Origin of the sequence: Streptomyces sp. NPDC056361, assembly GCF_042262805.1 — a bacterium.
GTDB lineage: Bacteria > Actinomycetota > Actinomycetes > Streptomycetales > Streptomycetaceae > Streptomyces.
In genome coordinates this window covers 107,964-129,497 of record NZ_JBHJQI010000001.1, presented here as the reverse complement: position 1 = coordinate 129,497, position 21,534 = coordinate 107,964, and the positions used below count along the sequence as shown (strand labels likewise).

Sequence of the window (21,534 nt, the reverse complement as noted above, 5' to 3'; positions counted from 1 at the left end):
GCTGTACGGGCCTGGAGAGTTGGCGCCTCAGCGCTTATGGTGCCCCGCGTGCGGGCCAGGGTGCGGGAGCGGGTGCCGGTCGTCGTCCAGGGGCGGGGGCGGCGCCGTACGGGTGCGCGTGTGCTGTGGGTCTGTGCCGAGGCGGTCGTCACCTGCGGGGTTGTCGTCCTGCTCCTCGTCGTCCATCAGGTGTGGTGGACCAACCAGGAGGCCCGTGCGGAGGCCCGCGGCCAGGTGAGCGCGCTGGAGCGGGAGTGGGGCATGTCTCCCCCCGGCGACCCCGTGGATCCCGCGCGTTCCGCGCGTCCCGTCCGACCCGTGGGTCCTGTGGATCCGGGAGAGGCCGGAGACGCCGTCGTGCCCGTGGATCCGGGTGCGGCCGGGGACGGCGGCGCGTCCGGTGGTTCCGGGGGCGGGCCCGCCGCTCCCTCCGCCGCCTTCGCCGTGCTGCGCATCCCCCGGATCGGGCTCACCGCGCCCGTGGCGCACGGGGTGTCGAAGCGGGCCGTGCTCGACAAGGGGTACGTGGGGCAGTACCGGGGGACCGCGGCGCCCGGAGCGGTGGGGAACTTCGCGCTGGCGGGGCATCGGAACACGCACGGGGAGCCGTTCCGGTACATCGATCGGCTCGGGGTGGGGGACGAGATCTCCGTGCGGACGCGGGCGCGTACGTACGTGTACCGCGTCGACCAGGTGTTGCGGGCGACGTCGCCGAGGGACGTTGGGGTCATCCGGCCGGTGCCGCGGTCGATCGTGAAGCCGTCGTACGGGTACGGGGCGCCGGGGGCGTATCTGACGTTGACGACGTGTACGCCGGAGTTCAGCAGCGCCTACCGGCTGGTGGTGTGGGCGAGGCTGGTGTCGGCCGGGTGAGCGGTGTCGCGCCGGGTGCGGTCGGAGGCGTTCGGCGGTGCGGCCGTGCCCGTACGAGTCGTCCCAGGGCGAGGGTGAGTGCCGCGCCCGCGAGGGCCAGGGCCGCCGAGGCGAGGAGGGCCGTGTTCGGGTCGGTCGCGGCGAGGGCGAGGGTGAGGGCCACGCCGGCGGAGGAGCCGATGTAGCGGGCGGTGTTGTTGGCGCCGGAGCCCATCGCGGCGCGTTGCGGGGGGACGGAGTCGACGGCGAGGCGCGGGAGGGCGGCGTTCAGGAGGCCGCTGCCGGCGCCCGCCGTGAGGAGGCCGGGGAGGAGCCGGGGCCAGGGGCCGTCGAGGCCGCCGAGCAGGGCGAGGACGCCGGCCGCGGACAGGGCGAAGCCGAGGGCGAGTTGGTACGGGGCGGACAGGCGGCCCGCGAGGCGGCGGGCCTGGAGGGCCACGGCGAACGCCGTTCCCGACCAGAGGAGGAACAGCCAGGCGGCGCCCAGGGGGGACATGCCGGCCCCGCTCTGGAGGAGCGCCGGCACGACGCTGAACAGGCCGATCACGGCCAGGCCCGTGAAGAGCGCCCCGAGGGTCGACGCGAGGAACGCGGGCCGCCGCAGCAGGGCGAGGTCGATCATGGGCGTACGGCTCCGGTGCTCGACCGCCACGAAGGCGGCGGTGAGGGCGGCGGAGGCGAGGAGGAGCAGGCCCACGGGGGCGCGCAGCCAGCCGTCCCGGCCGAGGGTGAGCGCGGTGAGCAGCGACGCGAGGGCGAGGCCGAGCGTGACGGCGCCCGGGAGGTCGGGCCGTGCGGGGCGGGCCGCCTTCGTCGTGTCGGGGGCGAGCGCACGGGTTCCCGCCGCCGCGATGGCGAGGGCCGCCGCGCCCAGCGCCCCGTACGCGAGCCGCCAGTCGAGGAGGCTCAGCGCGCCGGCGAGCAGCGGGCCGAGGGCGATGCCGCCGCTGACCGCCGCGCCCCAGACGCCGGTGGCCCTGATCCGGTCGCGGCCCGCCGGGTGGGCCTGGGCGAGCAGGCCGAGGCTGCCCGCGAGGACGGCCGCGCTCGCGGCGCCCTGGGCGGTGCGGGCCAGGGTGAAGGTGAGGGTGGAGTCGGCGAGGGCGCCGAGGGCGGTGGTGACGCCGAGGGCGAGGGTGCCGAGGAGGAAGACGCGGCGGCGTCCGTGCGCGTCGGCGAGGCTGCCGGCCACGAGGAGGAGGACGGCGAGGCCGAGCGGGGTGCCGTTGAGCAGCCAGGCCTGGGCCGATGCCGGGGTGTGGAAGGCGGCCGCCATGGCGGGGAGGGTGAGCATCGGCGCGGTGTAGTTCATCAGCGCGACGGCGGTGGCCGCGGCGGTGACGGCGAGGGTGGCGCCGGGGCGGGGTCCGCGGGCGGGGGGTGTGGGGGCGGCGGTTCCGGCGCGGGTGGCGTCGGCGGGGCGGGGTGTGGCGGGGATTTCCACGGACAGGACCTCCACCCGTCGGTTCGGTGAATGAACTCAACGTAGCAGGAAGGTTCGGTCAATGAACCGTGAATGCGTAGGATGGGCTCCATGGCTCTCGGCAAGGACTACGCCCACCAGCAGTGCTCCATCGCCCGCGCCCTGGAGGTCGTCGGGGAGCGCTGGACCCTCCTCGTCGTCCGCGACGCCTTCTACGGCGTCCGCCGCTACAACGACTTCCTCGTCCACCTCGGCGCCCCGCGAGCCGTCCTCGCCGCCCGCCTCCAGGCCCTCGTCGACGCCGGTGTGCTGGACCGGCGGCGCTACCGGGAGTCGCCGCCGCGCGACGAGTACGTGCTCACCGAACGCGGCCTCGCCCTCTGGCCCGTCCTGCGCTCGCTCGGCGCCTGGGGGCGGGCCGAGGTCCCCGGAGCCGTGCCGGTGCGCCACTTCCACCACGCCGACTGCGGCACCGAACTCGGCGCGTACGGCGAATGCCCCGCCTGCCGCGTCCCCGTGCCGCCCGCCGACGTCGAGATGCGGCCCGGCGCCGGCCTCGACCCGGACCCCGGCGACCCGGTGAGCCGCGCCCTCCTCCGGCCCCGCCGCCTCCTGGTCCCCCTGGAGCACGGGAACACCGGCGAGTTCTCGCACGGGGGAACTCCCGAGGGGCGTCGCGCGTCCTCACGGTGAGACACGGCGTGCCGGGCGAGACGGACACGACGGACGGGACGAGCGCGACGAGGAGGTGGTGGTGATGACGGCCAGGGACCTGGTCCTGCGCGTCCTCGCGCCGCTCTTCTTCCTCCTCGCCCTCGCCGACCTGCTCCTCTCCGACGGTGCGAGCGTCTCCGCCGCCGTCGCCCTCGCCGCGACCACCGTCGTCTGCGCCCTGATCGGAGCGCGTACGGCCCCGGCCGTGCCGCCCACCGCCGTCCGTACGGCCATCCGCGACCGGGAGCGGCGGACCGCCTTCCTGCCGCAGCGGGACCCCGACGCCGCGGGCCGCAGGAGACCCCGAGCTCCCGGCCGTCCCCTCCCGACGGCCGCGTAGGGAGCCTCCGCACACCACACCGGACAGGCCCGCGCGCGGATCCGTCATGCCGAGAACCGACATCTCCCCGGCACGACGAGACCCCACGGAGGGCTCCCCTTGTCCGTCTTCGCTTCCCTGGTCGAGCGGCTCGCCGACCTGCTGCAGCCGCTCTTCGCCACCACCGCCACGGCCGCCGCGATCGTGCTCTTCACGATGCTCGTACGGCTCGCGATCCATCCGCTGTCGCGGGCCTCGGCGCGCGGCCAGAAGGCCCGCACCCGGCTCGCGCCGGAGCTCGCGGCGCTCCGCAAGAAGCACGCCAAGGACCCGGAGCGGCTCAGGAAGGCGGTCACGGAGCTGCACGCGCGGGAGAAGGTCTCGCCGTTCGCGGGGATCCTGCCCAGCCTGCTGCAGGCGCCCGCGTTCCTGCTCATGTACCACCTGTTCTCGGGCGACCGGATGACCGGGCACACCCTGCTCGCCGCCCCGCTCGGCGACCACTGGGCCGACGCGCTGTCCCACGGCGGGGTCTTCGGGCCGGCCGGGCGGGTCTACCTCGTCCTGTTCGCGCTCGTCGCCGCCGTGGCCACGTTCACGTACCGGCGTACGAAGGCGCAGCTCGCCGCCCAGCCCCTCGACCTGGGGCAGCCCACGCCGGGGGCGGGCGCGATCACCAAGGTGATGCCGCTGCTGTCGTTCGCCACCCTGATCTCGGTCGCCGTGGTGCCGCTCGCCGCCGCCCTCTACATCGTCACCAGTACGGCCTGGACCGCCGTCGAGCGGGCCCTGCTCTTCCGCACGGGTGCGGGGGGCGAGGACGGTGCCGAGGGGGTCGCCGGAGCGGTTGCTACTCGCGCGTAAGGGTCCAGTGTGTGAACGGGGTCTTGCAGAGTGACCCGTTCTCTTGGAGGATCGACCAATCCTCCGATGGCCGCACTCCATCGGCCGGGGTACCGCAGGGTCCTTCCCGGGCCCACCTCGACCACAGGGAGAAGACCATGAAGCTGCTGCGTGTCGGCCCGCCGGGAGCCGAGCGTCCCGCCCTGCTCGACCAGGACGGGACGCTCCGCGACCTGTCCGCCCTCGTCGACGACATCGACGGCAGTCTGCTCGCCGACGCCTCCGCCCTCGACCGCGTCCGGGCGGCGGCCGGCGCCGGCGTGCTGCCCGCGCTCGACGCCACCGGGCTGCGCGTCGGCCCGCCGGTCGGCCGGATCGGCAAGGTCGTGTGCATCGGGCTGAACTACCACGGCCACGCCGCCGAGACCGGCCAGGCCACCCCCGCCGAGCCCGTCGTCTTCCTCAAGGCCGCCGACACCGTCGTCGGCCCGGACGACACCGTGCTCGTCCCGCGCGGCTCCGTGAAGACGGACTGGGAGGTGGAGCTCGCCATCGTCATCGGCCGCACCGCCCGCTACCTGGAGACCGACGAGGAGGCCCTCGCGCACGTCGCCGGCTACGCGGTCGCGCACGACGTCTCGGAGCGCGAGTTCCAGATCGAGCGCGGCGGCACCTGGGACAAGGGCAAGAACTGCGAGACCTTCAACCCGCTCGGCCCGTGGCTCGTCACCGCCGACGAGGTGCCCGACCCGCAGGCCCTCGGCCTGCGGCTCTGGGTCAACGGCGAGCTCAAGCAGGACGGCCACACCTCCGACCAGATCTTCCCGGTCGCGGAGGTCGTCCGGTACGTCAGCCGGTTCATGACGCTGTACCCCGGTGACGTCATCAACACCGGCACGCCCGGCGGCGTCGCCATGGGGCAGCCGGACCCCAAGCCCTACCTGCGTCCCGGCGACGTCGTCGAGCTGGAGGTCGACGGCCTCGGCAGGCAGCGCCAGGAGCTCAAGAGCGCCTGACGGTCCGCGAGATGAAAACGGCGGCGCCCCGCGTGGGGCGTCGCCATTTTCGTATGATTTTTGCATATTGCCGGATATGGAAAGAAATTCCGATGATCAGCGGCGCGATCGGCGCCGTCTCGCCCTCATCGCCGCGGCCACGGTCGCGGCCACCGCCCTCGTCGGCACGCTGGCCGTCACCGGTCACGCCGATCCGCTGCCGGGCGGCCTCGGCCCCTGCAAGCCGGGCAACTGCCCCCCGAAGTACCCCGACGACAACGGCAGCGGCACCGTCAAGTACCGCGACGACAACATCAACGTCTTCGTCGGCGGCGACATGCTCGTCCGCGAGTCCGCGGCGGAGGCGGAGGGCAAGGTCGTCGTCCTCGGCGGCTTCGACCAGAACAAGGCGGCGGGCGTCTCCGCCGTCTACAACGTCGGCGTCGCGGGCGTCGGCTCCCGCGTCCCGCCCACCGACGGCACGGACTTCCTCACCGTCGGCGCGGACCTCACGGTCGCCACCGGCCAGCGCCTGCTCGCCGAGGAGGGCGCGACCCACGGCGTCGTGCGGTACGGCGGCGACCTCTCCGGCACGGTGAGCCCGGCCCCCGCACACGACTCCGCGGCCGCCGCCCCGTACACCGCGCTCCGCGACCGGCTCGCCGACGCCAGCCAGTGCTACGCGTACGTGGACGGGGCCTCCCGCACCCCCACCGGAACCGCCGTCAACAACGACTACGAGACGCGCTTCACGGGTGACGGGAGCTCGGCGCTCCAGGTCTTCACCGTGGACTTCGACCTGGAGTCGGCCAACGAGGGCCAGCAGGGCATCACCTTCACCGGCATCCCGGCCGACGCCACCGTCCTCGTGAACGTCCTCGGCGCCGACCGCACCGTCGACTCGTACATCAACGGCCTGCCGGACGGCCTGCGCGAACGCGTGCTGTGGAACTTCCCCGACGCGACGACCGTCAAGTTCGAGGGCACGGCCCAGTTCGCGGGCAGCGTGCTGATCGGCAACCAGGCCAGCACGGCGACGGTGACCATGCCCGGCGTCAACGGCCGCTTCTTCACCACCGGCAACCTCACCCACACCTCGGAATCCGGCCGTGGCGGCGGTCAGGAACTCCACGCCTACCCGTTCAACGGCGACCTGCCGTCGTGCACGGACCCGACGCCTACGCCTACGCCTACGGATCCCACGCCGACTCCGACGGATCCCACGCCTACGCCTACGGACCCGACGCCGACTCCGACGGATCCCACGCCGACTCCCACGGACCCGACGCCGACCCCCACGGATCCCACGCCGACTCCCACGGACCCGACGCCGACCCCCACGGATCCCACGCCGACCCCGACCGACCCGACGCCGACCCCCACCGACCCCACCCCCACCCCGACCGATCCCACCCCGACGCCCACGGACCCGACCCCGACCCCGACCCCGACGCCCACCCCCACGGACCCCACGAGCGGCGGCTCGACGGACGGTGGGGCGGCGAACGGCGGCTCGACGGACGGTGGTTCGACGGGCGGTGGCGGTGACTCGGGCGGGAATCACGGGCCGAACGGTCATCTGCCGGACACCGGCGCGGGCGCCGGGGAGATCGTCATGGGGGCCGCGGCGGTCGGCCTGGCGATCGGCGGCGGAGCGCTCGTGCTGGTCAGTCGTCGCCGGCGGCGTACGAGCTGAGCAGTCGCTCCAGCGCCTCGACGACGAGGGCGTGGTCCTCGGCCTGCGGGAGTCCCGAGACCGTGACCGAGCCGATCACGCCGGCGCCCTCGACCGCGACCGGGAACGAACCGCCGTGGGCGGCGTACCGGTCGGGGTCGAGGCGCGAGGACGCCTCGAACGTGGTCCCCTTCGCGCGGAAGCGGGCCCCGACCAGGAGTGAACTCGTGCCGTAGCGCTCGACGACCCGTCGCTTCCGGTCGATCCAGGCGTCGTTGTCCGCGCTGGACCCCGGCAGCGCGCAGTGGAACAGCTGCTGCGCGCCCCGCCGGATGTCGATGGCGACGGGGGCGCGGTGCTCGCGGGCCATGCCGACGAGGAGGGTGCCGAGCGTCCAGGCGTCCTCGTACGTGAACCGGGGGAGGACCAGGCGGGCTTCCTGGGCCTCGATCTCCAGGACTTCCGGGCTGCTCACAGGGTCACCGTGACGCCGTCGCGGGCCGAGCGCCTGGCGGCTTCCAGGACTTCGAGGGCGGTGGCGGCCTCGTGTGCGGTGACCGGGTTCGGGCCGGTGCCGCGCAGGGCGGCGGCGACGGCCGCGTAGTAGGCCGGGTAGTCGCCGGGCAGGGACTCGACCGGGGTGCCGCCGCCGGTGAGCGGGGATTCGCCGGCGCCGAGCCGGCCCCACAGCTCCGGCGGCTCGGTGCCCCAGACGGTGCCGGGGACGGGGCGGAGGCCTTCGCGGAGGGCGGCCTCCTGGGGGTCGAGGCCGTACTTCACGAAGCCGGCGCGCTGCCCGAGCACCCGGAAGCGGGGGCCGAGCTGGGCGGTGGTGGCGCTCACGTAGAGGTGGGAGCGGACGCCGTTCGCGTGCGTGAGGGCGAGGAACGTGTCGTCGTCGGCCTCGGCGCCCGGCCGGCGCACGTCCGACTCGGCGTACACCGAGACGACCGGGCCGAAGAGGACGAGCGCCTGGTCGACGACGTGGCTGCCCAGGTCGTAGAGCAGACCGCCGATCTCCTCGGGGGCGCCGGACTCGCGCCAGCCGCCCTTCGGCTGCGGGCGCCAGCGTTCGAAGCGGGACTCGAAGCGCTGGACCTCGCCGAGCGCGTCCTCGTCGAGGAGGCGGCGGAGGGTGAGGAAGTCGTTGTCCCAGCGGCGGTTCTGGAAGACCGAGAGCAGCAGGCCGTGCTGCTCGGCGAGCGCGGCGAGCGCGCGGGCCTCGGCGGCGGTGCCGGCCAGCGGCTTGTCGACGACGACGGGGAGGCCGGCCTCCAGGGCGGCCGTGGCGACCGCGACGTGCGTCCTGTTCGGCGAGGCGACGACGATCAGGTCGAGGTCGTCCGCTCCCCGCTCCCACAGGTCCTCGGGGCGGGCGGCGACGCGGACGCCGGGGTGGGCGGCCCGGGCCTCGGCGGCCCGCTCGGGGTTGCCGGTGGTGACGGCGGCGAGGACGAGGTCCTCGGAGGCGGCGATCAGCGGGGCGTGGAAGACGGATCCCGCGAGGCCGTAGCCGACGAGTCCGACGCGGAGCGGGGTACGGGGGTCGGTGCCAGTCATGCGCCTCACTTAAGCAACGCTGTTGCCAAAGTGCAAGCGACGGCGACAATGGGGGAGTGAGGAAAGACCTGGTGGGAGTGAACGTGCCGGCCCTGCGCAGCCACAACGCCGCGCTCGTGCTCGACCTGCTGCGCACGGCGGGCGAGGCGGGGATCAGCCGGCTGGAGCTGGCCGAACGGACCGGGCTCACCCCCCAGGCCGTCAGCAAGATCACCGCCCGCCTCCGGGACGAGGGCCTCGCCGCCGAGGCGGGCCACCGCGCCTCCACCGGCGGCAAGCCCCGCACGGTCCTGCGCCTGGTTCCCACCGCCGCGTACGCCGTCGCCGTCCACCTCGACCGCGACGAGCTCACCACCCTCCTGACCGACCTCGCGGGCACGGCCGTGTCCCTGCGCCGCCGGCCCCTGGACCTGGGGGCGGGGGCCGGCCCGGTCCTGGACGCCGTGACGGAGGAGGTGCGGGCGCTGCTCGCCGCCGTCCCGCCCGGCGGGACCGTGCTCGGCGCCGGGGTCGCCATGCCGGGGCCACTGGACCACCGGGCCGGCGTGCCCGGCCGGGTGACGGGCTTCCCCGAGTGGGAGGGCCGGCCCGTACGGGACGAGCTGACCCGGCGCCTCGGCCTGCCCGTCGTCCTCGACAAGGACACCAACGCCGCCGCCCTCGGGCTGGCCCTCCGCCCCGCAGCCCCCGGTTCCTTCGCGTACGTCCACCTCGGTACGGGCCTCGGCGCGGGCCTCGTCCTCGGCGGCGTGCCGCTGCGCGGCGACCGGACCGGGGCGGGCGAGCTCGGACACCAGACCGTCCAGCTCGACGGCCCCCCGTGCGCCTGCGGCGGGCGCGGCTGCCTGGAGGTCCTGTGCCTGGCGGCGGTGGCCCGCGGCGAACTCGCCGAGGCCGCGCGCGTCCTCGGCGCGGGCGCCGCCAATCTCGTACGCCTCCTCGACATCGACGAGGTCCTCCTCGGCGGCCGCGTGGTGCTCGCCGCGCCCGAGGTGTTCGCCGCCGGCGTCCGCGAGGTCCTGGCCGGGCTGGGGCTGACGGCCCCGGTGACGGTCGTGACGGAGGCGGACACCGGGGGAGCGGACGCGGGGACGGCCGCCGGGGGCGCGGGTGCGGGAACGGCCGCCGGGGGCGCGGGCGCGGGGACGGCCGCCGTCGCCGTGTCGCACGCCGGTGCCGTGGCGGTGTCGCACGCCGGTGCCGTGGCCGAGGGCGCGGTCTGGCTCACCCTCGGTCCGATCTTCGGACAATAGGCTGATCGGGCGGAACGGCCGGGCCGTTCAGGGGGACGCGCGGTGTCGCTGCCGCCTCCGCCCGTTCCCGCGTGGCAGCGTCGCGGCCGACCCGTACGCCCGCCCCGCGATCAGCAAAGGCCCCGCCCATGGCATCAGCACCCCAGCACCGGAGCCGCCGGCAGCGCACCCCCCGAGCCGCGGCCACGGCGGCGGCCACGACGGCGGCGCTGCTCACCCTGGCGGCACCGGCGCTCGGAGCCCCCGCCCCCGATCCGCCGGCCGCCCCCACCTGCGGCGAGGTGCCCGACACCGGGTTCCCGATCGACACGCGGATCCACGGGGGGCCGGCCGCCTACCCGGCCGGCGGGCCCTTCCAGGAGTGGAAGCTCGACCTGACCAACGGCACGGACGCGCCCTGCTCGGACATCCATCCGGTGCTGGTGTTCGCGGACGGCGGGCGGACGCTCCGGCCCGCGCAGATCCGCTTCGAGTTCTACGACGCCGGGTCCGCGCGCTGGCGGCCGGTGGCCTTCGAGGTCACGGAGGAGGCGGAGAGCGTGGGGGCGTTCACCGACTTCGGCGGCTTCGCGGTGCCGGCGGGCGAGACCCTCACCGTCCCCGTGCGGCTGGCCTTCGGCGCGGACGCGGCCCCCGACGAGGTCGTCGTCAACGCGGCGGTCGTCCAGCGCCGGGGCGCGGACGGCGACTGGGTCGGCGAGTCCGGCGACTACCGCCTGACGGTCGGGCCGCCCGCGCCGACCGGACCTGACACATCTGCGCCGCCCGAGGTGCCCGAGGTGCCCGGGAAACGGGTCGACCCACCGGCCACCGTCCCGGGGGTCAAGGAATCGGCGACCCCCGGCGCACCCGAGGCGCGCCGCGAACTCGCCCGTACGGGACGGGGGGCCGGACGTGACGAGGTCCTGGTCCTCGCCCCGTACGCGGCGGCACTCGTCCTGCTCGGCGCGGTGCTCGTCCGGGCCTCCCGACGCGCCCGGCACCGCTGAGCCATGCTCCGTACACCTTCCCGTTCATGACCGTCTGCGACGATCACTCGGGTGAACTACCAGAGCACCCCCGGCGCCCCCGTCCGATCCGGCGTCCCCGAGCACGGCCGTGTCCCCAAGTACTACGCGGTGAAGGCGAAGCTGACCCTGCTCGTCGACGAGTTGGGAGAGGGCGGGCTGCTGCCCACCGAGCGGGACCTCGCCGTCCGGTACGAGGTGTCCCGCGAGACCGTCCGGCAGGCGCTGCGCGAACTCCTCCTGGAGGGGCGGCTGCGCCGCCAGGGCCGGGGCACGGTCGTCGCGGGCCCCAAGCTCGAACAGCCCCTGTCGCTCGCCAGCTACACGGAGGGCGTGCGCCGCCAGGGCCGCCGCCCCGGCCGCAGCCTGATCTCGCTCGACCGCTTCCCCTGCCCGGAGGCGCTCGCCCCGGAGGTCGGTGCCGAACGCGGCGAGCCCGTCTGGCACATGGAGCGGGTGCTGCTCGCCGACGACGAGCGGGTCGGCCTGGAGAGCACGTACGTCTCCGAGGCCCGCGCCCCGCACCTGGACGCCGAGTTCGACCCGGACTCGTCCTTCTACGCCTATCTCCACGACCGCTTGGGCATCTCGTTCGGCGACGCCGACGAGCGCATCGAGACGGTGCTCGCCACCCCGCGCGAGGCCCTCCTGATCGGCACCCCGCCGGCCCTGCCGATGCTGCTGCTCCACCGCGTCTCCCGGGACACCGAGGGGCGGCCCCTGGAGCGGGTCCGCACGCTCTACCGGGGCGACCGCTTCAGCTTCACCGCCCATCTGGGGCGACAAGAGTGACGAAACGGCAGGTCGCGGAGCGCCGTTGATTACGTAAAGGTAACGGGTCTGGTCCAAGCTTGGCGGTCTGTTCACCGTTCTGTTGCCGTCCGGATTCGTCCGGTCCACACATCGGCGCGACCGTTTTCGACATGAAGGTGATCGTCGTAGGAGCCGGCGTGGTGGGAACCATGCACGCCTGGCACGCAGTGGAACGCGGCCACGAGGTCGTACACATCGAGCGCGAGGCGGAGGCGCGAGGGGCCTCCCTCCGCAACTTCGGCCAGATCTGGGTGAGCGGCCGCGCGGGCGGTGAGGAGCTCGACACCGCCCTGCGCGCCCGCGAACTGTGGGAGGGCATCGGCGCCCGCGTACCGGGGCTCGGCTTCCGGGCCATCGGCTCCCTCACCCCCGTGCGGAACGCGCTCGAACTCGCCGTCGCCGAGGCCGCCCTGGCCAGGCCCGACGCCGCGGCCCGCGGCTACAAACTGCTCACGCCCGGCGAGGCCCGCGCCGTCAACCCCGCCCTGCGCGGCGACTTCGAGGCCGCCCTCTGGTGCGAGCGCGACGCAGCCGTCGAGCCCCGCCTCGCCCAGCTCGCCCTCCGGCAGGCCCTCCTGGCCACCGGGAAGTACACCTTCCTGCCGAACCGCGAGGTCCGTGACGTCATCGGCGGCGGCAGCGGAAGCAGCGGCGTCCGCGACGACCACGGGGACGTCCACACCGGCGACGCCGTCGTCCTGTGCACCGGCGCCTGGCTCTCCGGCCTCGTCCGCGAGATCGCCGGCCCGATACCCGTCCGCCGCGTCCGGCTCCAGATGATGCAGACCGAACCCCTCGGCGAACCGCTCACCACCTCCGTCGCCGACGCCGACTCCTTCCGCTACTACCCCGCGTACGCCTCGGGGGCCCTCGACGCCCTCCAGGCCGCGCAGCCGCAGGACCCGACCGCCGCCGCCCACAAGATGCAGCTCCTCATGGTGCAGCGCCTCGACGGCGGGCTGACCATCGGCGACACCCACGAATACGAGCACCCCTTCGCCTTCGACACCCTCGAAGACCCCTACGAGCACCTCACCCGCGTCGTCGAATCCTTCCTCGGCCGCCCGCTGCCGAAGATCCGCCGACGCTGGGCCGGGGTGTACGCGCAGTGCACCGACACCAGCCGGGTCGTGCACCGCCAGCGGGTCGACGACGGCGTGTGGCTGGTGACCGGGCCCGGCGGCCGGGGCATGACCTGCTCGCCCGCCATCGCCGAGACGACCGCGAACGAACTGGGCTGGTGAACCCCATGAACAACCTGAACCTCGTCGTCCTCGACATGGCCGGCACGACCGTCGCCGACGGCGGCCTCGTCGAACAGGCCTTCACCGCCGCCGCCGAGCGCCTCGGCGAAGACCCGGCCACGATGATCGACTACGTCCGCGCCACCATGGGCGAGTCCAAGATCTCCGTCTTCCGCCACCTCTTCGACGGCGACGAGACCCGCGCCCGGCAGGCCAACCTCGCCTTCGAGGAGGCGTACGGCGAGCTGGTCGCCGGCGGCCTGATCGCCCCGATCCCCGGCGCCGCCGAGGCGATCACCGCCCTGAAGGAGCAGGGCAGGACCGTCGTCCTCACCACCGGCTTCGCCCGGACCACCCAGGACGCCATCCTCGACGCCCTCGGCTGGCGCGACCTGGCCGACCTCACCCTCTGCCCGGCCGACGCCGGCGGCCGGGGCCGCCCGTACCCGGACATGGTCCTCGCGGCCCTCCTCCGCACCGGAGCCGTGGACGACGTCCGGCGGACCGTCGTCGCGGGCGACACCTCGTACGACATGCTCAGCGGGTCCCGCGCGGGCGCCGGGATCGTGGCGGGCGTCCTCACCGGGGCGCACGACGAGCCGGCGCTCGCCGAGCACGGCGCCACGCACGTCCTCGCCTCCATCGCCGGACTCCCCGCACTGATACGGGAGTCCGAGGCATGACCAGCGGCATCCGCTTCGACGGCGTCACCGTCGCCTACGGCAGCACCACCGTCCTCGACTCCCTCGACCTGACCGTCGAGCCCGGCGAGGTCATGGCGCTGCTCGGGCCCTCCGGCTCGGGCAAGACCACCGCCCTGAGGACCGTCGCCGGCTTCGTCCGGCCGGCCTCCGGGCGGGTGTTCATCGGGGACCGCGACGTCACCGCGCTCCCGCCCTACCGGCGGGGCATCGGCATGGTCGTCCAGCAGTACGCCCTCTTCCCGCACCTGCGGGTCGACGCCAACGTCGCCTTCGGCCTGAAGGCCCAGAAGGCGCCGAAGGCCGAGATCCCCGGCCGGGTCGCCGAGGCCCTGGAGATGACCGGCATGGCGGCCTACGCCCGGCGCTACCCCCGGGAGCTCTCCGGCGGCCAGCAGCAGCGCGTCGCCATCGCCCGCGCCCTCGCCATCCGGCCCCGCGTCCTGCTCCTCGACGAACCCCTCTCGGCGCTCGACGCCCAGCTGCGCTCCGGCATGCTCGCCGAACTCGCGCGACTCCACCGCGAGTTGCCCGACGTGTCGATCCTGTACGTCACCCACGACCAGGTCGAGGCGCTCACCCTCGCCGACCGGATCGCCGTCATGGACAAGGCCCGCCTCCAGGACTGCGGCACCCCGCAGGACCTCTACCGCCGCCCCCGCACGGAGTTCACCGCGTCGTTCGTCGGCAACGCGAACCTGCTGCCGGTGACGGTGGCCACGGACGGCGTCGCTTTCGAGGGCGCCGCCCTCGACGTCCCTGTTTCCGACGCGGCCCCCGGCTCGGCCGCCACCCTCTGCGTCCGGCCCCACCTGATCGGTCTCGGCCCGGGCCCGAACGCCCTGACCGGTCGCATCACCGAGGTCCAGTGGCGCGGCTCCACCCACCGGCTGTACGTCGAGGTCGGCGGGCACCGGGTGAAGGCGGACGTGCGGGAGCTGCGGGAGACGCCGGCGCTCGGGGCTGAGGTCACGTTGCACTTCGCGCCGGAGGACGGGGTGCTGCTCGGTGCGGGGGTCACTGATGGGTAGCCGTGGCATCGGGCTCAGCGAACGGCCCCCGGCAACGGGCGTCGTGCCCACCCGTTCCGCCCCTGCGGAACGTACGCCCACAACGGTGGCCATCCCCCGTTGGGTCTGGGCCCTGCCCCCCGTCGCCGTCCTCGCCGTCGTCTTCCTCTACCCCCTCGCGCTGGTCGTCCAGGAGTCCCTCGCTCCCGGTGCGTACGCCGACGTGTTCGCGTCGGAGTCGTTCAGGGACGCGCTCGTCACGACGGTGTGGCTGGCGGTCGCCTCGACCGCGGGGTGCCTCGTCCTCGGCTTCGTCCTGGCCGTGGTGATCGCGTTCGTGCCCTTCCCCGGGGGGAAGGCGGTGTCGAAGTCCATCGACGTCTTCCTGTCCTTCCCGTCGTTCCTGATCACGCTCGCGCTGCTGTTCCTGTACGGGACGGTGGGGGTGGCGAACGGGATGTGGACGGACCTGACGGGGGACGCGAGCGGGCCGTTCCGGTTCCTGAGCACGCCGTGGGGCGTGCTGCTCGCGGAGATCACGTACTTCACGCCGTTCGTGATGCGCCCGCTGCTGGCCGCGTTCTCGCAGCTGGAGACCGCGCAGCTGGAGGTGGCGTCCTCGCTCGGCGCCCGGCCGCTGCGGATCGTCCGCCAGGTGATCCTGCCCGAGGCGCTGCCCGCGCTCGCGGCCGGCGGAAGCCTCGTCCTCGTCATGTGCCTCAACGAGTTCGGGATCGTCCTGTTCACCGGTGCCAAGGGGGTCACGACCCTCCCGATGCTCGTGTACGGCAAGGCGATCCTCGAATCGGACTACGCCGCCGCCTGCGTGGTCGCCGTCGTCAACGTCGCCCTCTCCGTGGGCCTCTACGTCCTCTACCGGGGGGTCAGCCGCCGTGCTGGTGCATAGCCGTACGGGCAAGTGGGCGGTGTGGGCCGGCTTCGCGGCCCTCTTCGTCCCGCTGTTCGCCCTGCCCCTGCTCGTCATCGTCGCCGCCTCGTTCTCCACCCACTGGTCCGGCGCCTTCCCCTCCGGCCCCACCGCCGCGCACTACACGGCGGCCGTCCGCGGGGAGTCCCTCCAGGCGCTGACCACCAGCCTGGTCACGGCCGTCACCGCGAGCGTGGTCGCGCTGACCGTCGGCACCTGGGCCGCGCTCGCCGCCGCCGCGCTCGGGAAGAAGGGCAAGCGGGTCCTCGACGCCCTCTTCATGCTGCCGGTCGCCGTGCCGTCCGTGGTCGTCGGGCTCGCCGTGCTCGTCGCCTTCTCGCAGCCGCCGGTGCTCCTCAACGGCACGCGCTGGATCGTGATCCTCGCCCACACCGTGCTCGTCACGGCCTTCGCCCACCAGTCGGTCTCGGCCGCCGTCCGCCGCCTCGACCCGATGTACGAGCAGGCGGCGGCCGGCCTCGGCGCCCGCCCCTCGTACGTCCTGTTCCGGGTGAAGCTGCCGCTCCTGCTGCCGTCCCTGACCGCCGCCGTCGGACTCTGCTTCGCCCTGTCCATGGGCGAGCTGAGCGCCACGATGATGCTCTACCCGCCCGACTGGACGCCGCTGCCGGTCCTCGTCTTCACCTCCACCGACCGGGGCTCCCTGTTCACCGGCTCGGCGCTCGCCGTGGTCCTCATGGCCGCGACCCTGCTGGCCCTCCTCGCCGTCTCCCGCATCCGTACCAAGGCCTCGTACCGCTAGTCCCGCGAGTCCTGCCCACACGGCCGGCCCTGCCCACACCGCCGGTCCCGCGAGTCCTGCCCACACCGCCGGTCCCGCTCGTACCGCCAGTCCCGCTCGTACCGCTAGGAGAGAACAACGTTATGCGCACGTACGCCAAGCCGATCGCCGCCGTCACCGGCGCGCTCGCCCTCGCCACCACCCTCACCGCCTGCGGCGGCTCCTCCGCCGCCTCCGACGAGAAGACCGTCACCGTCTACAGCGCCGACGGCCTCAAGGGCGAGGCGGGCGACGGCTGGTACGACAAGGTGTTCGCCGACTTCGAGAAGGAGACCGGCATCAAGGTCGAGTACGTCGAGGGCGGCTCCGGCGAGATGGTGCAGCGCGCCCTCCGCGAGAAGAGCAACACCCAGGCCGACGTCATCGTGACCCTGCCGCCCTTCATCCAGCAGGCCGACTCCAAGGGGCTGCTCCAGGCGTACACGCCCCAGGGCGCCGACCAGGTCGACGGCGGCGACAAGGCCGACGACGGCAAGTGGATCTCCGTCGTCAACAACTACTTCGGCTTCGTCCACAACAAGAAGGAGCTGCCGACCGCCCCGAAGACCTGGGAGGAGCTGCTCGACGCCAAGTACAAGGACAAGCTCCAGTACTCCACCCCCGGCGTCGCCGGCGACGGCACCGCCGTCCTCATCAAGGCCATGCACGACTTCGGCGGCCAGGAGCCGGCGATGGCCTACCTGAAGAAGCTCCAGGCCAACAACGTCGGCCCGTCGTCCTCCACCTCCAAGCTCGCCCCCAAGACCGACAAGGGCGAACTCCTCGTCGCCAACGGCGACGTCCAGATGAACTTCGCCCAGTCCAAGTCCATGCCGAACCTCGGCATCTGGTTCCCCGCCAAGGACGGCGGCAAGCCGACCACCTTCGCCCTGCCGTACGCCGCCGGCCTGGTGAACAAGGCCCCGCACACCGAGAACGGCAAGAAGCTCCTCGACTTCATGCTGAGCGAGCGGGCCCAGCGCGAGGTCAGCGCCATCGGCGGCGGCTTCCCCGCCCGCAAGGACGTCAAGCCGACCGACGCCAACGCCATCGAACTGGCCAAGCTGATGGAAGGCGTCGAGGTCTTCGAGCCCGACTGGGCCGACATCGACAAGAACCTCACGACGTACGTCGACGCGTGGAAGTCCGCGACCGGCAGCTGATCGACAGCGGCCGAATCCACTCGGAAGCCAAGAGTTCACCGTACGACCCTGGAACACCCCCCGCACATCGCGGAAAGATAACGGGTACGGACCAACGCCCCTGAGAAATCAGGGGCGTTGGCGTGCGTTCGCACCTCGTCACCCCCCTACGGAGGACTCCGACATGCCGATCACCGGCATCTCCCGCCGCACCGTGCTCGCTGCCGCGGGCGCCACCGCCGCCGTCGCCGCGACCGGACTCGCGGCCGCGCCCGCCGCCCAGGCCGCCGTCGCCGCCCCGACGCTCCCGAACGGCACCAGCAAGGACAAGGTCCTGGTCGTCGGCATGGACGGCCTGCGCCACGACCGGATCGACGCGGCCCAGGCGCCCACCCTCAAGTCCCTGATGGCGAACGGCACCTACGGCCGCTCGCTGCTCTACGCCAACCCGATGGCCGCGACCTCCTCCGGCCCCGGCTGGTCCACGATCTCCACCGGCGTCTGGCCCGACAAGCACGGCGTGAAGGACAACACCTTCACCGGCAAGAACTACGGCCGCTACCCCGGCTTCCTCGCCCGCCTGAACCAGGTCCGCCCCGAACTCTCGCTGTACGCCGCCGTCGACTGGCCCGAACTCGACACCCACGGCACCGTCACCCCCGGCGCCGACGCCAAGCTCGTCTACAACAACGACTACGCGGTCAACGACCTCGTCATCACCGACATCACCGAGGACGTCCTCCGCAACCAGAACCCCGACGTCCTCTTCGTCTACTTCGGCGAGACCGACGAGATCGGCCACGCGTACGGCGCCGCCAGCCCCAGGTACACCGACGCCATCGACGTCCAGGACGGCTACCTCGGCCGGCTCCTCGCCGCGATCGAGGCCCGCCCGTCGTACGCCACCGAACGGTGGACGGTCATCGTCGCCACCGACCACGGCCACACCGACGGCGGCGGCCACGGCGGCTCCAGCATCGAGGAACGCCGCACCTTCGTCCTCGCCCAGGGCCCCGGCATCGCCGCCGGCGCCCGCCCCGTCGACACCCGGCTCGTCGACGTCGCCGCCACCGTCTTCCAGCAGCTCGGCATCGTCCCCGACCCGGCCTGGGGCCTCGACGGCAAGCCGATCCAGCTCCGCTCCACCGACCCCTTCGACACCCTTTACCCGTCCCTCTCCGGCCGCGTCGACGAGACCGGCATCCCCGCCGGCATCCTCGGCTTCACCCGCACCGCGCCCAGCGGCTGGTCCATCGTCAACAACGCCATGGGAACCGGCGGCATGACCGAATGGCGCGGCTGGTCCTTCGCCACCGACGAGTTCTGGTCCCGGACCCAGCGCGACCAGTCCCGCGAACTCAACGTCCGCGCCCGGGGCGTCTTCGCCGTCGCCGACTCCGACGAGTGGGCCGACAAGGCCTTCTCCGGCCCGTACGACTCGACGCTGGTCACCCCGGCGTACAACGTCACCGGCGCGTCCACCGTGACCCTCGACTTCACCACCCTCTACCGCCAGGAGGGCGCCCAGAGCGCCCAGGTCCTGGCGAGCTTCAACGGCGGCACCCCGACGGTCGTACGGAGCTACACCGCCGACGTCCTCTCCCAGCCGCAGTCCCTCGCCGTCCCCGTCCCCGCCGGCGCCTCCAGCGTCAGCTTCCGCTTCCGCTACACCGGCGCCAACAACTGGTACTGGACGATCGACGGGGTCAAGATCAGCACATCCTGATTACGCTGGGGGGCGTCGCCACAGCGCTGTCGCGGCGCCCCCAGCACACCGCACGTTTGTACGGCAGGAGTCCCGCACCCATGGCAGAGCGCAAGCCGATCGAATCCTGGCTGACCGACATGGACGGCGTCCTCATCCACGAGGGCGTGCCGATCCCCGGCGCCGACGCGTTCATCAAGAAGCTGCGGGAGACCGGGAAGCCCTTCCTCGTCCTCACCAACAACTCCATCTACACGGCCCGCGACCTGCACGCCCGCCTCCGCCGCATGGGCCTCGACGTGCCCGTCGAGAACATCTGGACCTCGGCCCTCGCCACCGCCAAGTTCCTCGACGACCAGCGCCCCGGCGGCACCGCGTACGTCATCGGCGAGGCCGGCCTCACCACCGCCCTGCACGACATCGGCTACGTCCTCACCGACCACGACCCGGACTACGTCGTCCTCGGCGAGACCCGCACGTACTCCTTCGAGGCGATGACCAAGGCCGTCCGCCTCATCAACGCCGGCGCCCGCTTCATCTGCACCAACCCCGACGAGACCGGCCCCTCCCTCGAAGGCCCCCTCCCCGCCACCGGCTCCGTCGCCGCGCTCATCACGAAGGCCACCGGCAAGGAGCCCTACTTCGCGGGCAAGCCGAACCCCCTCATGATGCGCACCGGGCTCAACGCGATCGGCGCCCACTCCGAGTCCAGCGCCATGATCGGCGACCGGATGGACACCGACATCCTCGCCGGCCTCGAAGCGGGCATGCAGACCTTCCTGGTCCTGACCGGCCTGACCAGCCAGGCCGAGATCGACCGCTTCCCGTTCCGCCCGTCCAAGATCGTCGACTCGATCGCGGACATCGTCGACCGCGTCTGACCCGCCCCCGCGCCACCCCCTGCGGATGCGAAGAGCGCCGATCCGGGTGACCCTGCCAGTACCAGGAGGTCACGATGCGTTCAGGTCCCATTGCTCTCCGTGCCGCAGGGGCGGCGCTCGTACTCGTGCTGGCGCCCACGGCCGGCAGCGCGTACGCCCACGACGGTGTGCAGGCCACCGTCACCCCGTCCACCGCGTCACCCGGCGCCGACATCGACGTCCGCGTCCAGGGCTGCAAGGGCACCACCGGTGCCGCCAAGTCCCCGGCGTTCGTCGCCGACGCCGAGCTCACCGGCCGTGACGGCGGCAAGAACCCCCTCTTCGGCGACACCACCCTCAGGTCCGGCCTCGAAGACGGCACCTACAAGGTCAGCGTGACCTGCGACGGCCACGACCACCCGGACGTCGGAACCCTGCAGGTCCGCCGCGACCAGCCCACCCACCGGCCGACCCACCACCCGAGCCCCGTCGCCCCCGTCCGCGCCGGCGGCGGCGGCACCGCCGCGTTCGCCGCCCCGGCCGCCCCCGGCGTCGCCCAGACCGCCGGCGACAGCGGACTCGGCACCCCGTACACCCTGCTCGGCCTCGGCATGGCCGCGCTCGCCGCCGTCGCCGTCGCCTTCCGCAGCTCCCGCCGCCGCACCGCCGGGCCCGCCACCGGCCCCGGCAGCACCGAGGAGTGACCGTGTCGTCCGGAACCCGCCCGGCGGGCACCGGGCGACTCGTCACCGGCGTGGCCTGGGCCCTGCTCCTCCTCGGCCTCTGGCTCTGGGGCCGCGACATCACCGAGGGCCCCGGCGGCCTCTCCGCGCCCACCACCGGCGACATCGCCGCGGTCGGCCGCCCCCTCGGCGTCGCGCTCCCCCCGGCCCGCGACCCCCTCCCCGCCGTCGAGCCCCGCCGCGTCGAGATCCCCTCCCTCGGCATCTCCGCCCCCGTCGTCGCCCGCGGCCTCGACAGCACCGGCGCCATCGATCCGCCGCCCTTCGAGATGTCCCACACCGTCGGCTGGTTCGGACCCGGCACCCGCCCCGGCGCCGCCGGCGCCGCCCTCCTCGTCGGCCACGTCGACACCGAGACCCGACCCGCCGTCTTCTACGGCCTCAGCGCCGCCCGCCCCGGCGCCAAGGTCCTCGTCACCCGCGCCGACGACTCCCGCGCCGAATTCACCATCGACGACGTCCAGGTCTTCCCCCGCGACCGCTTCGACCCCACCAAGGCCTACGGCCCCCGTGACCCCCGCCGCTCCGAACTCCGCCTCATCACCTGCGGCGGCACCTTCGACCGCACCACCCACACCTACACCGCCAACGTAGTAATCTCCGCCTACCTCACCGGCCCCTAACCCGCCCCCCCTGCGCCCCCGCACCCATCGGCCGCGCCCCCCTGGCCCCGCCGATGGGCCTCCGCCCGATTGCCCTTCCCACGCTGCCGGGCCCGTCGCTCCGCGGCCCGCCGGGTCTGCCCGGTTGCGGTCTCACGCGCCGCCCGGGCGTCCCCCGGTTGTGGCCGCGCGCCACCCGCCTGGCCCCGGCTCCCCCGGTTGCGCCCCGGGCGCAGGCTCACGCCGGGCCCGTGCCCCCCCGTTGTGGGCAACTGTTCCGCAAGGGCGGAACGGGTGGGCACAACCCGACCACGGCGATCAGCCGCCCCCTTGTTTGTGCCCC

General features: G+C 73.8%; 22 protein-coding genes. 19 read left to right on the top strand and 3 right to left on the bottom strand.

Annotation, left to right across the window (positions count from 1 at the left end):
- Nucleotides 1-48 precede the first annotated feature (48 nt).
- On the top strand, nucleotides 49-873 hold the full coding sequence (locus ACFCY7_RS00555) for a class E sortase (protein ID WP_376480238.1): 825 nt from the start codon (nucleotides 49-51) through the stop codon (nucleotides 871-873).
- Here the strand turns inward: ACFCY7_RS00555 and ACFCY7_RS00550 are convergent.
- A complete protein-coding gene (locus tag ACFCY7_RS00550; protein WP_376480237.1) occupies nucleotides 821-2,317 on the bottom strand; it encodes an MFS transporter in 1,497 nt (498 codons plus the stop codon). The genes ACFCY7_RS00555 and ACFCY7_RS00550 overlap by 53 nt on opposite strands.
- Nucleotides 2,318-2,407: 90 nt before the next feature.
- Between ACFCY7_RS00550 and ACFCY7_RS00545 the strand changes: the two genes are divergently transcribed.
- The 5 genes from ACFCY7_RS00545 (at nucleotide 2,408) to ACFCY7_RS00525 (ending at nucleotide 6,863) form a co-directional block, all read left to right on the top strand.
- Complete coding sequence (locus ACFCY7_RS00545) at nucleotides 2,408-2,989, top strand: winged helix-turn-helix transcriptional regulator (RefSeq protein ID WP_376480236.1); 582 nt, start codon at nucleotides 2,408-2,410, stop codon at nucleotides 2,987-2,989.
- A 64-nt stretch (nucleotides 2,990-3,053) separates the two neighbouring features.
- Nucleotides 3,054-3,350 carry a DUF6412 domain-containing protein gene (locus ACFCY7_RS00540; RefSeq protein WP_376480235.1) on the top strand — a complete coding sequence of 99 codons (297 nt, stop codon included), beginning with the start codon at nucleotides 3,054-3,056 and terminating at the stop codon, nucleotides 3,348-3,350.
- 99 nt (nucleotides 3,351-3,449) lie between these two features.
- Nucleotides 3,450-4,193, top strand: a complete 744-nt coding sequence (locus ACFCY7_RS00535; RefSeq protein WP_376480234.1) for a YidC/Oxa1 family membrane protein insertase — start codon at nucleotides 3,450-3,452, stop codon at nucleotides 4,191-4,193.
- A 137-nt stretch (nucleotides 4,194-4,330) separates the two neighbouring features.
- The gene (locus ACFCY7_RS00530) at nucleotides 4,331-5,188 is read left to right on the top strand and encodes a fumarylacetoacetate hydrolase family protein (RefSeq protein ID WP_376480233.1); all 858 of its coding nucleotides are present in this window, start codon (nucleotides 4,331-4,333) and stop codon (nucleotides 5,186-5,188) included.
- Between the two features lie 76 nt (nucleotides 5,189-5,264).
- A complete protein-coding gene (locus tag ACFCY7_RS00525) occupies nucleotides 5,265-6,863 on the top strand; it encodes a choice-of-anchor A family protein (RefSeq protein WP_376480232.1) in 1,599 nt (532 codons plus the stop codon).
- Here the strand turns inward: ACFCY7_RS00525 and ACFCY7_RS00520 are convergent.
- A complete protein-coding gene (locus ACFCY7_RS00520; RefSeq protein ID WP_376480231.1) occupies nucleotides 6,835-7,317 on the bottom strand; it encodes a heme-degrading domain-containing protein in 483 nt (160 codons plus the stop codon). The two genes, ACFCY7_RS00525 and ACFCY7_RS00520, sit on opposite strands and share 29 nt — an antisense overlap.
- Entirely contained in the window at nucleotides 7,314-8,402 is a 1,089-nt protein-coding gene (locus ACFCY7_RS00515; RefSeq protein WP_376480230.1) for a Gfo/Idh/MocA family oxidoreductase, read from the bottom strand. The genes ACFCY7_RS00520 and ACFCY7_RS00515 overlap by 4 nt, the downstream gene beginning before the upstream one ends.
- 71 nt (nucleotides 8,403-8,473) lie before the next feature.
- Between ACFCY7_RS00515 and ACFCY7_RS00510 the strand changes: the two genes are divergently transcribed.
- The 13 genes from ACFCY7_RS00510 to ACFCY7_RS00450 all read left to right on the top strand — a co-directional run bounded on the left by ACFCY7_RS00510 (nucleotide 8,474) and on the right by ACFCY7_RS00450 (nucleotide 21,212).
- Nucleotides 8,474-9,655 (top strand): ROK family protein, encoded by a 1,182-nt coding sequence (locus ACFCY7_RS00510; protein ID WP_376480229.1) that lies wholly within the window; start codon nucleotides 8,474-8,476, stop codon nucleotides 9,653-9,655.
- A 128-nt stretch (nucleotides 9,656-9,783) separates the two neighbouring features.
- Nucleotides 9,784-10,644 carry a hypothetical protein gene (locus tag ACFCY7_RS00505; RefSeq protein WP_376480228.1) on the top strand — a complete coding sequence of 287 codons (861 nt, stop codon included), beginning with the start codon at nucleotides 9,784-9,786 and terminating at the stop codon, nucleotides 10,642-10,644.
- A 51-nt stretch (nucleotides 10,645-10,695) separates the two neighbouring features.
- Nucleotides 10,696-11,454: a GntR family transcriptional regulator gene (locus ACFCY7_RS00500; RefSeq protein WP_376480227.1), complete on the top strand. Its 759-nt coding sequence runs from the start codon at nucleotides 10,696-10,698 to the stop codon at nucleotides 11,452-11,454.
- Nucleotides 11,455-11,585: 131 nt separating this feature from the next.
- A complete protein-coding gene (locus ACFCY7_RS00495) occupies nucleotides 11,586-12,719 on the top strand; it encodes a TIGR03364 family FAD-dependent oxidoreductase (RefSeq protein WP_376480226.1) in 1,134 nt (377 codons plus the stop codon).
- Nucleotides 12,720-12,724: 5 nt separating this feature from the next.
- Nucleotides 12,725-13,402, top strand: coding sequence for a phosphonatase-like hydrolase (locus tag ACFCY7_RS00490; protein WP_376480225.1), 678 nt, complete (start codon nucleotides 12,725-12,727; stop codon nucleotides 13,400-13,402).
- Nucleotides 13,399-14,451: an ABC transporter ATP-binding protein gene (locus ACFCY7_RS00485; RefSeq protein WP_376480224.1), complete on the top strand. Its 1,053-nt coding sequence runs from the start codon at nucleotides 13,399-13,401 to the stop codon at nucleotides 14,449-14,451. Before ACFCY7_RS00490 ends, ACFCY7_RS00485 begins: the two co-directional genes overlap by 4 nt.
- A complete protein-coding gene (locus tag ACFCY7_RS00480) occupies nucleotides 14,444-15,337 on the top strand; it encodes a 2-aminoethylphosphonate ABC transporter permease subunit (RefSeq protein ID WP_376480223.1) in 894 nt (297 codons plus the stop codon). The genes ACFCY7_RS00485 and ACFCY7_RS00480 overlap by 8 nt, the downstream gene beginning before the upstream one ends.
- The gene (locus ACFCY7_RS00475) at nucleotides 15,324-16,121 is read left to right on the top strand and encodes an ABC transporter permease (RefSeq protein ID WP_376480222.1); all 798 of its coding nucleotides are present in this window, start codon (nucleotides 15,324-15,326) and stop codon (nucleotides 16,119-16,121) included. Before ACFCY7_RS00480 ends, ACFCY7_RS00475 begins: the two co-directional genes overlap by 14 nt.
- Nucleotides 16,122-16,243: 122 nt before the next feature.
- Nucleotides 16,244-17,302, top strand: coding sequence for a 2-aminoethylphosphonate ABC transporter substrate-binding protein (locus ACFCY7_RS00470; protein WP_376480221.1), 1,059 nt, complete (start codon nucleotides 16,244-16,246; stop codon nucleotides 17,300-17,302).
- A gap of 163 nt (nucleotides 17,303-17,465) precedes the next feature.
- Complete coding sequence (locus ACFCY7_RS00465; RefSeq protein WP_376480220.1) at nucleotides 17,466-19,007, top strand: alkaline phosphatase family protein; 1,542 nt, start codon at nucleotides 17,466-17,468, stop codon at nucleotides 19,005-19,007.
- An 80-nt stretch (nucleotides 19,008-19,087) separates the two neighbouring features.
- Nucleotides 19,088-19,867: an HAD-IIA family hydrolase gene (locus ACFCY7_RS00460; protein WP_376480219.1), complete on the top strand. Its 780-nt coding sequence runs from the start codon at nucleotides 19,088-19,090 to the stop codon at nucleotides 19,865-19,867.
- 74 nt (nucleotides 19,868-19,941) lie between these two features.
- A complete protein-coding gene (locus ACFCY7_RS00455) occupies nucleotides 19,942-20,550 on the top strand; it encodes a hypothetical protein (protein WP_376480218.1) in 609 nt (202 codons plus the stop codon).
- Nucleotides 20,551-20,552: 2 nt separating this feature from the next.
- Entirely contained in the window at nucleotides 20,553-21,212 is a 660-nt protein-coding gene (locus ACFCY7_RS00450; protein WP_376480217.1) for a class F sortase, read from the top strand.
- Nucleotides 21,213-21,534: the final 322 nt, after the last annotated feature.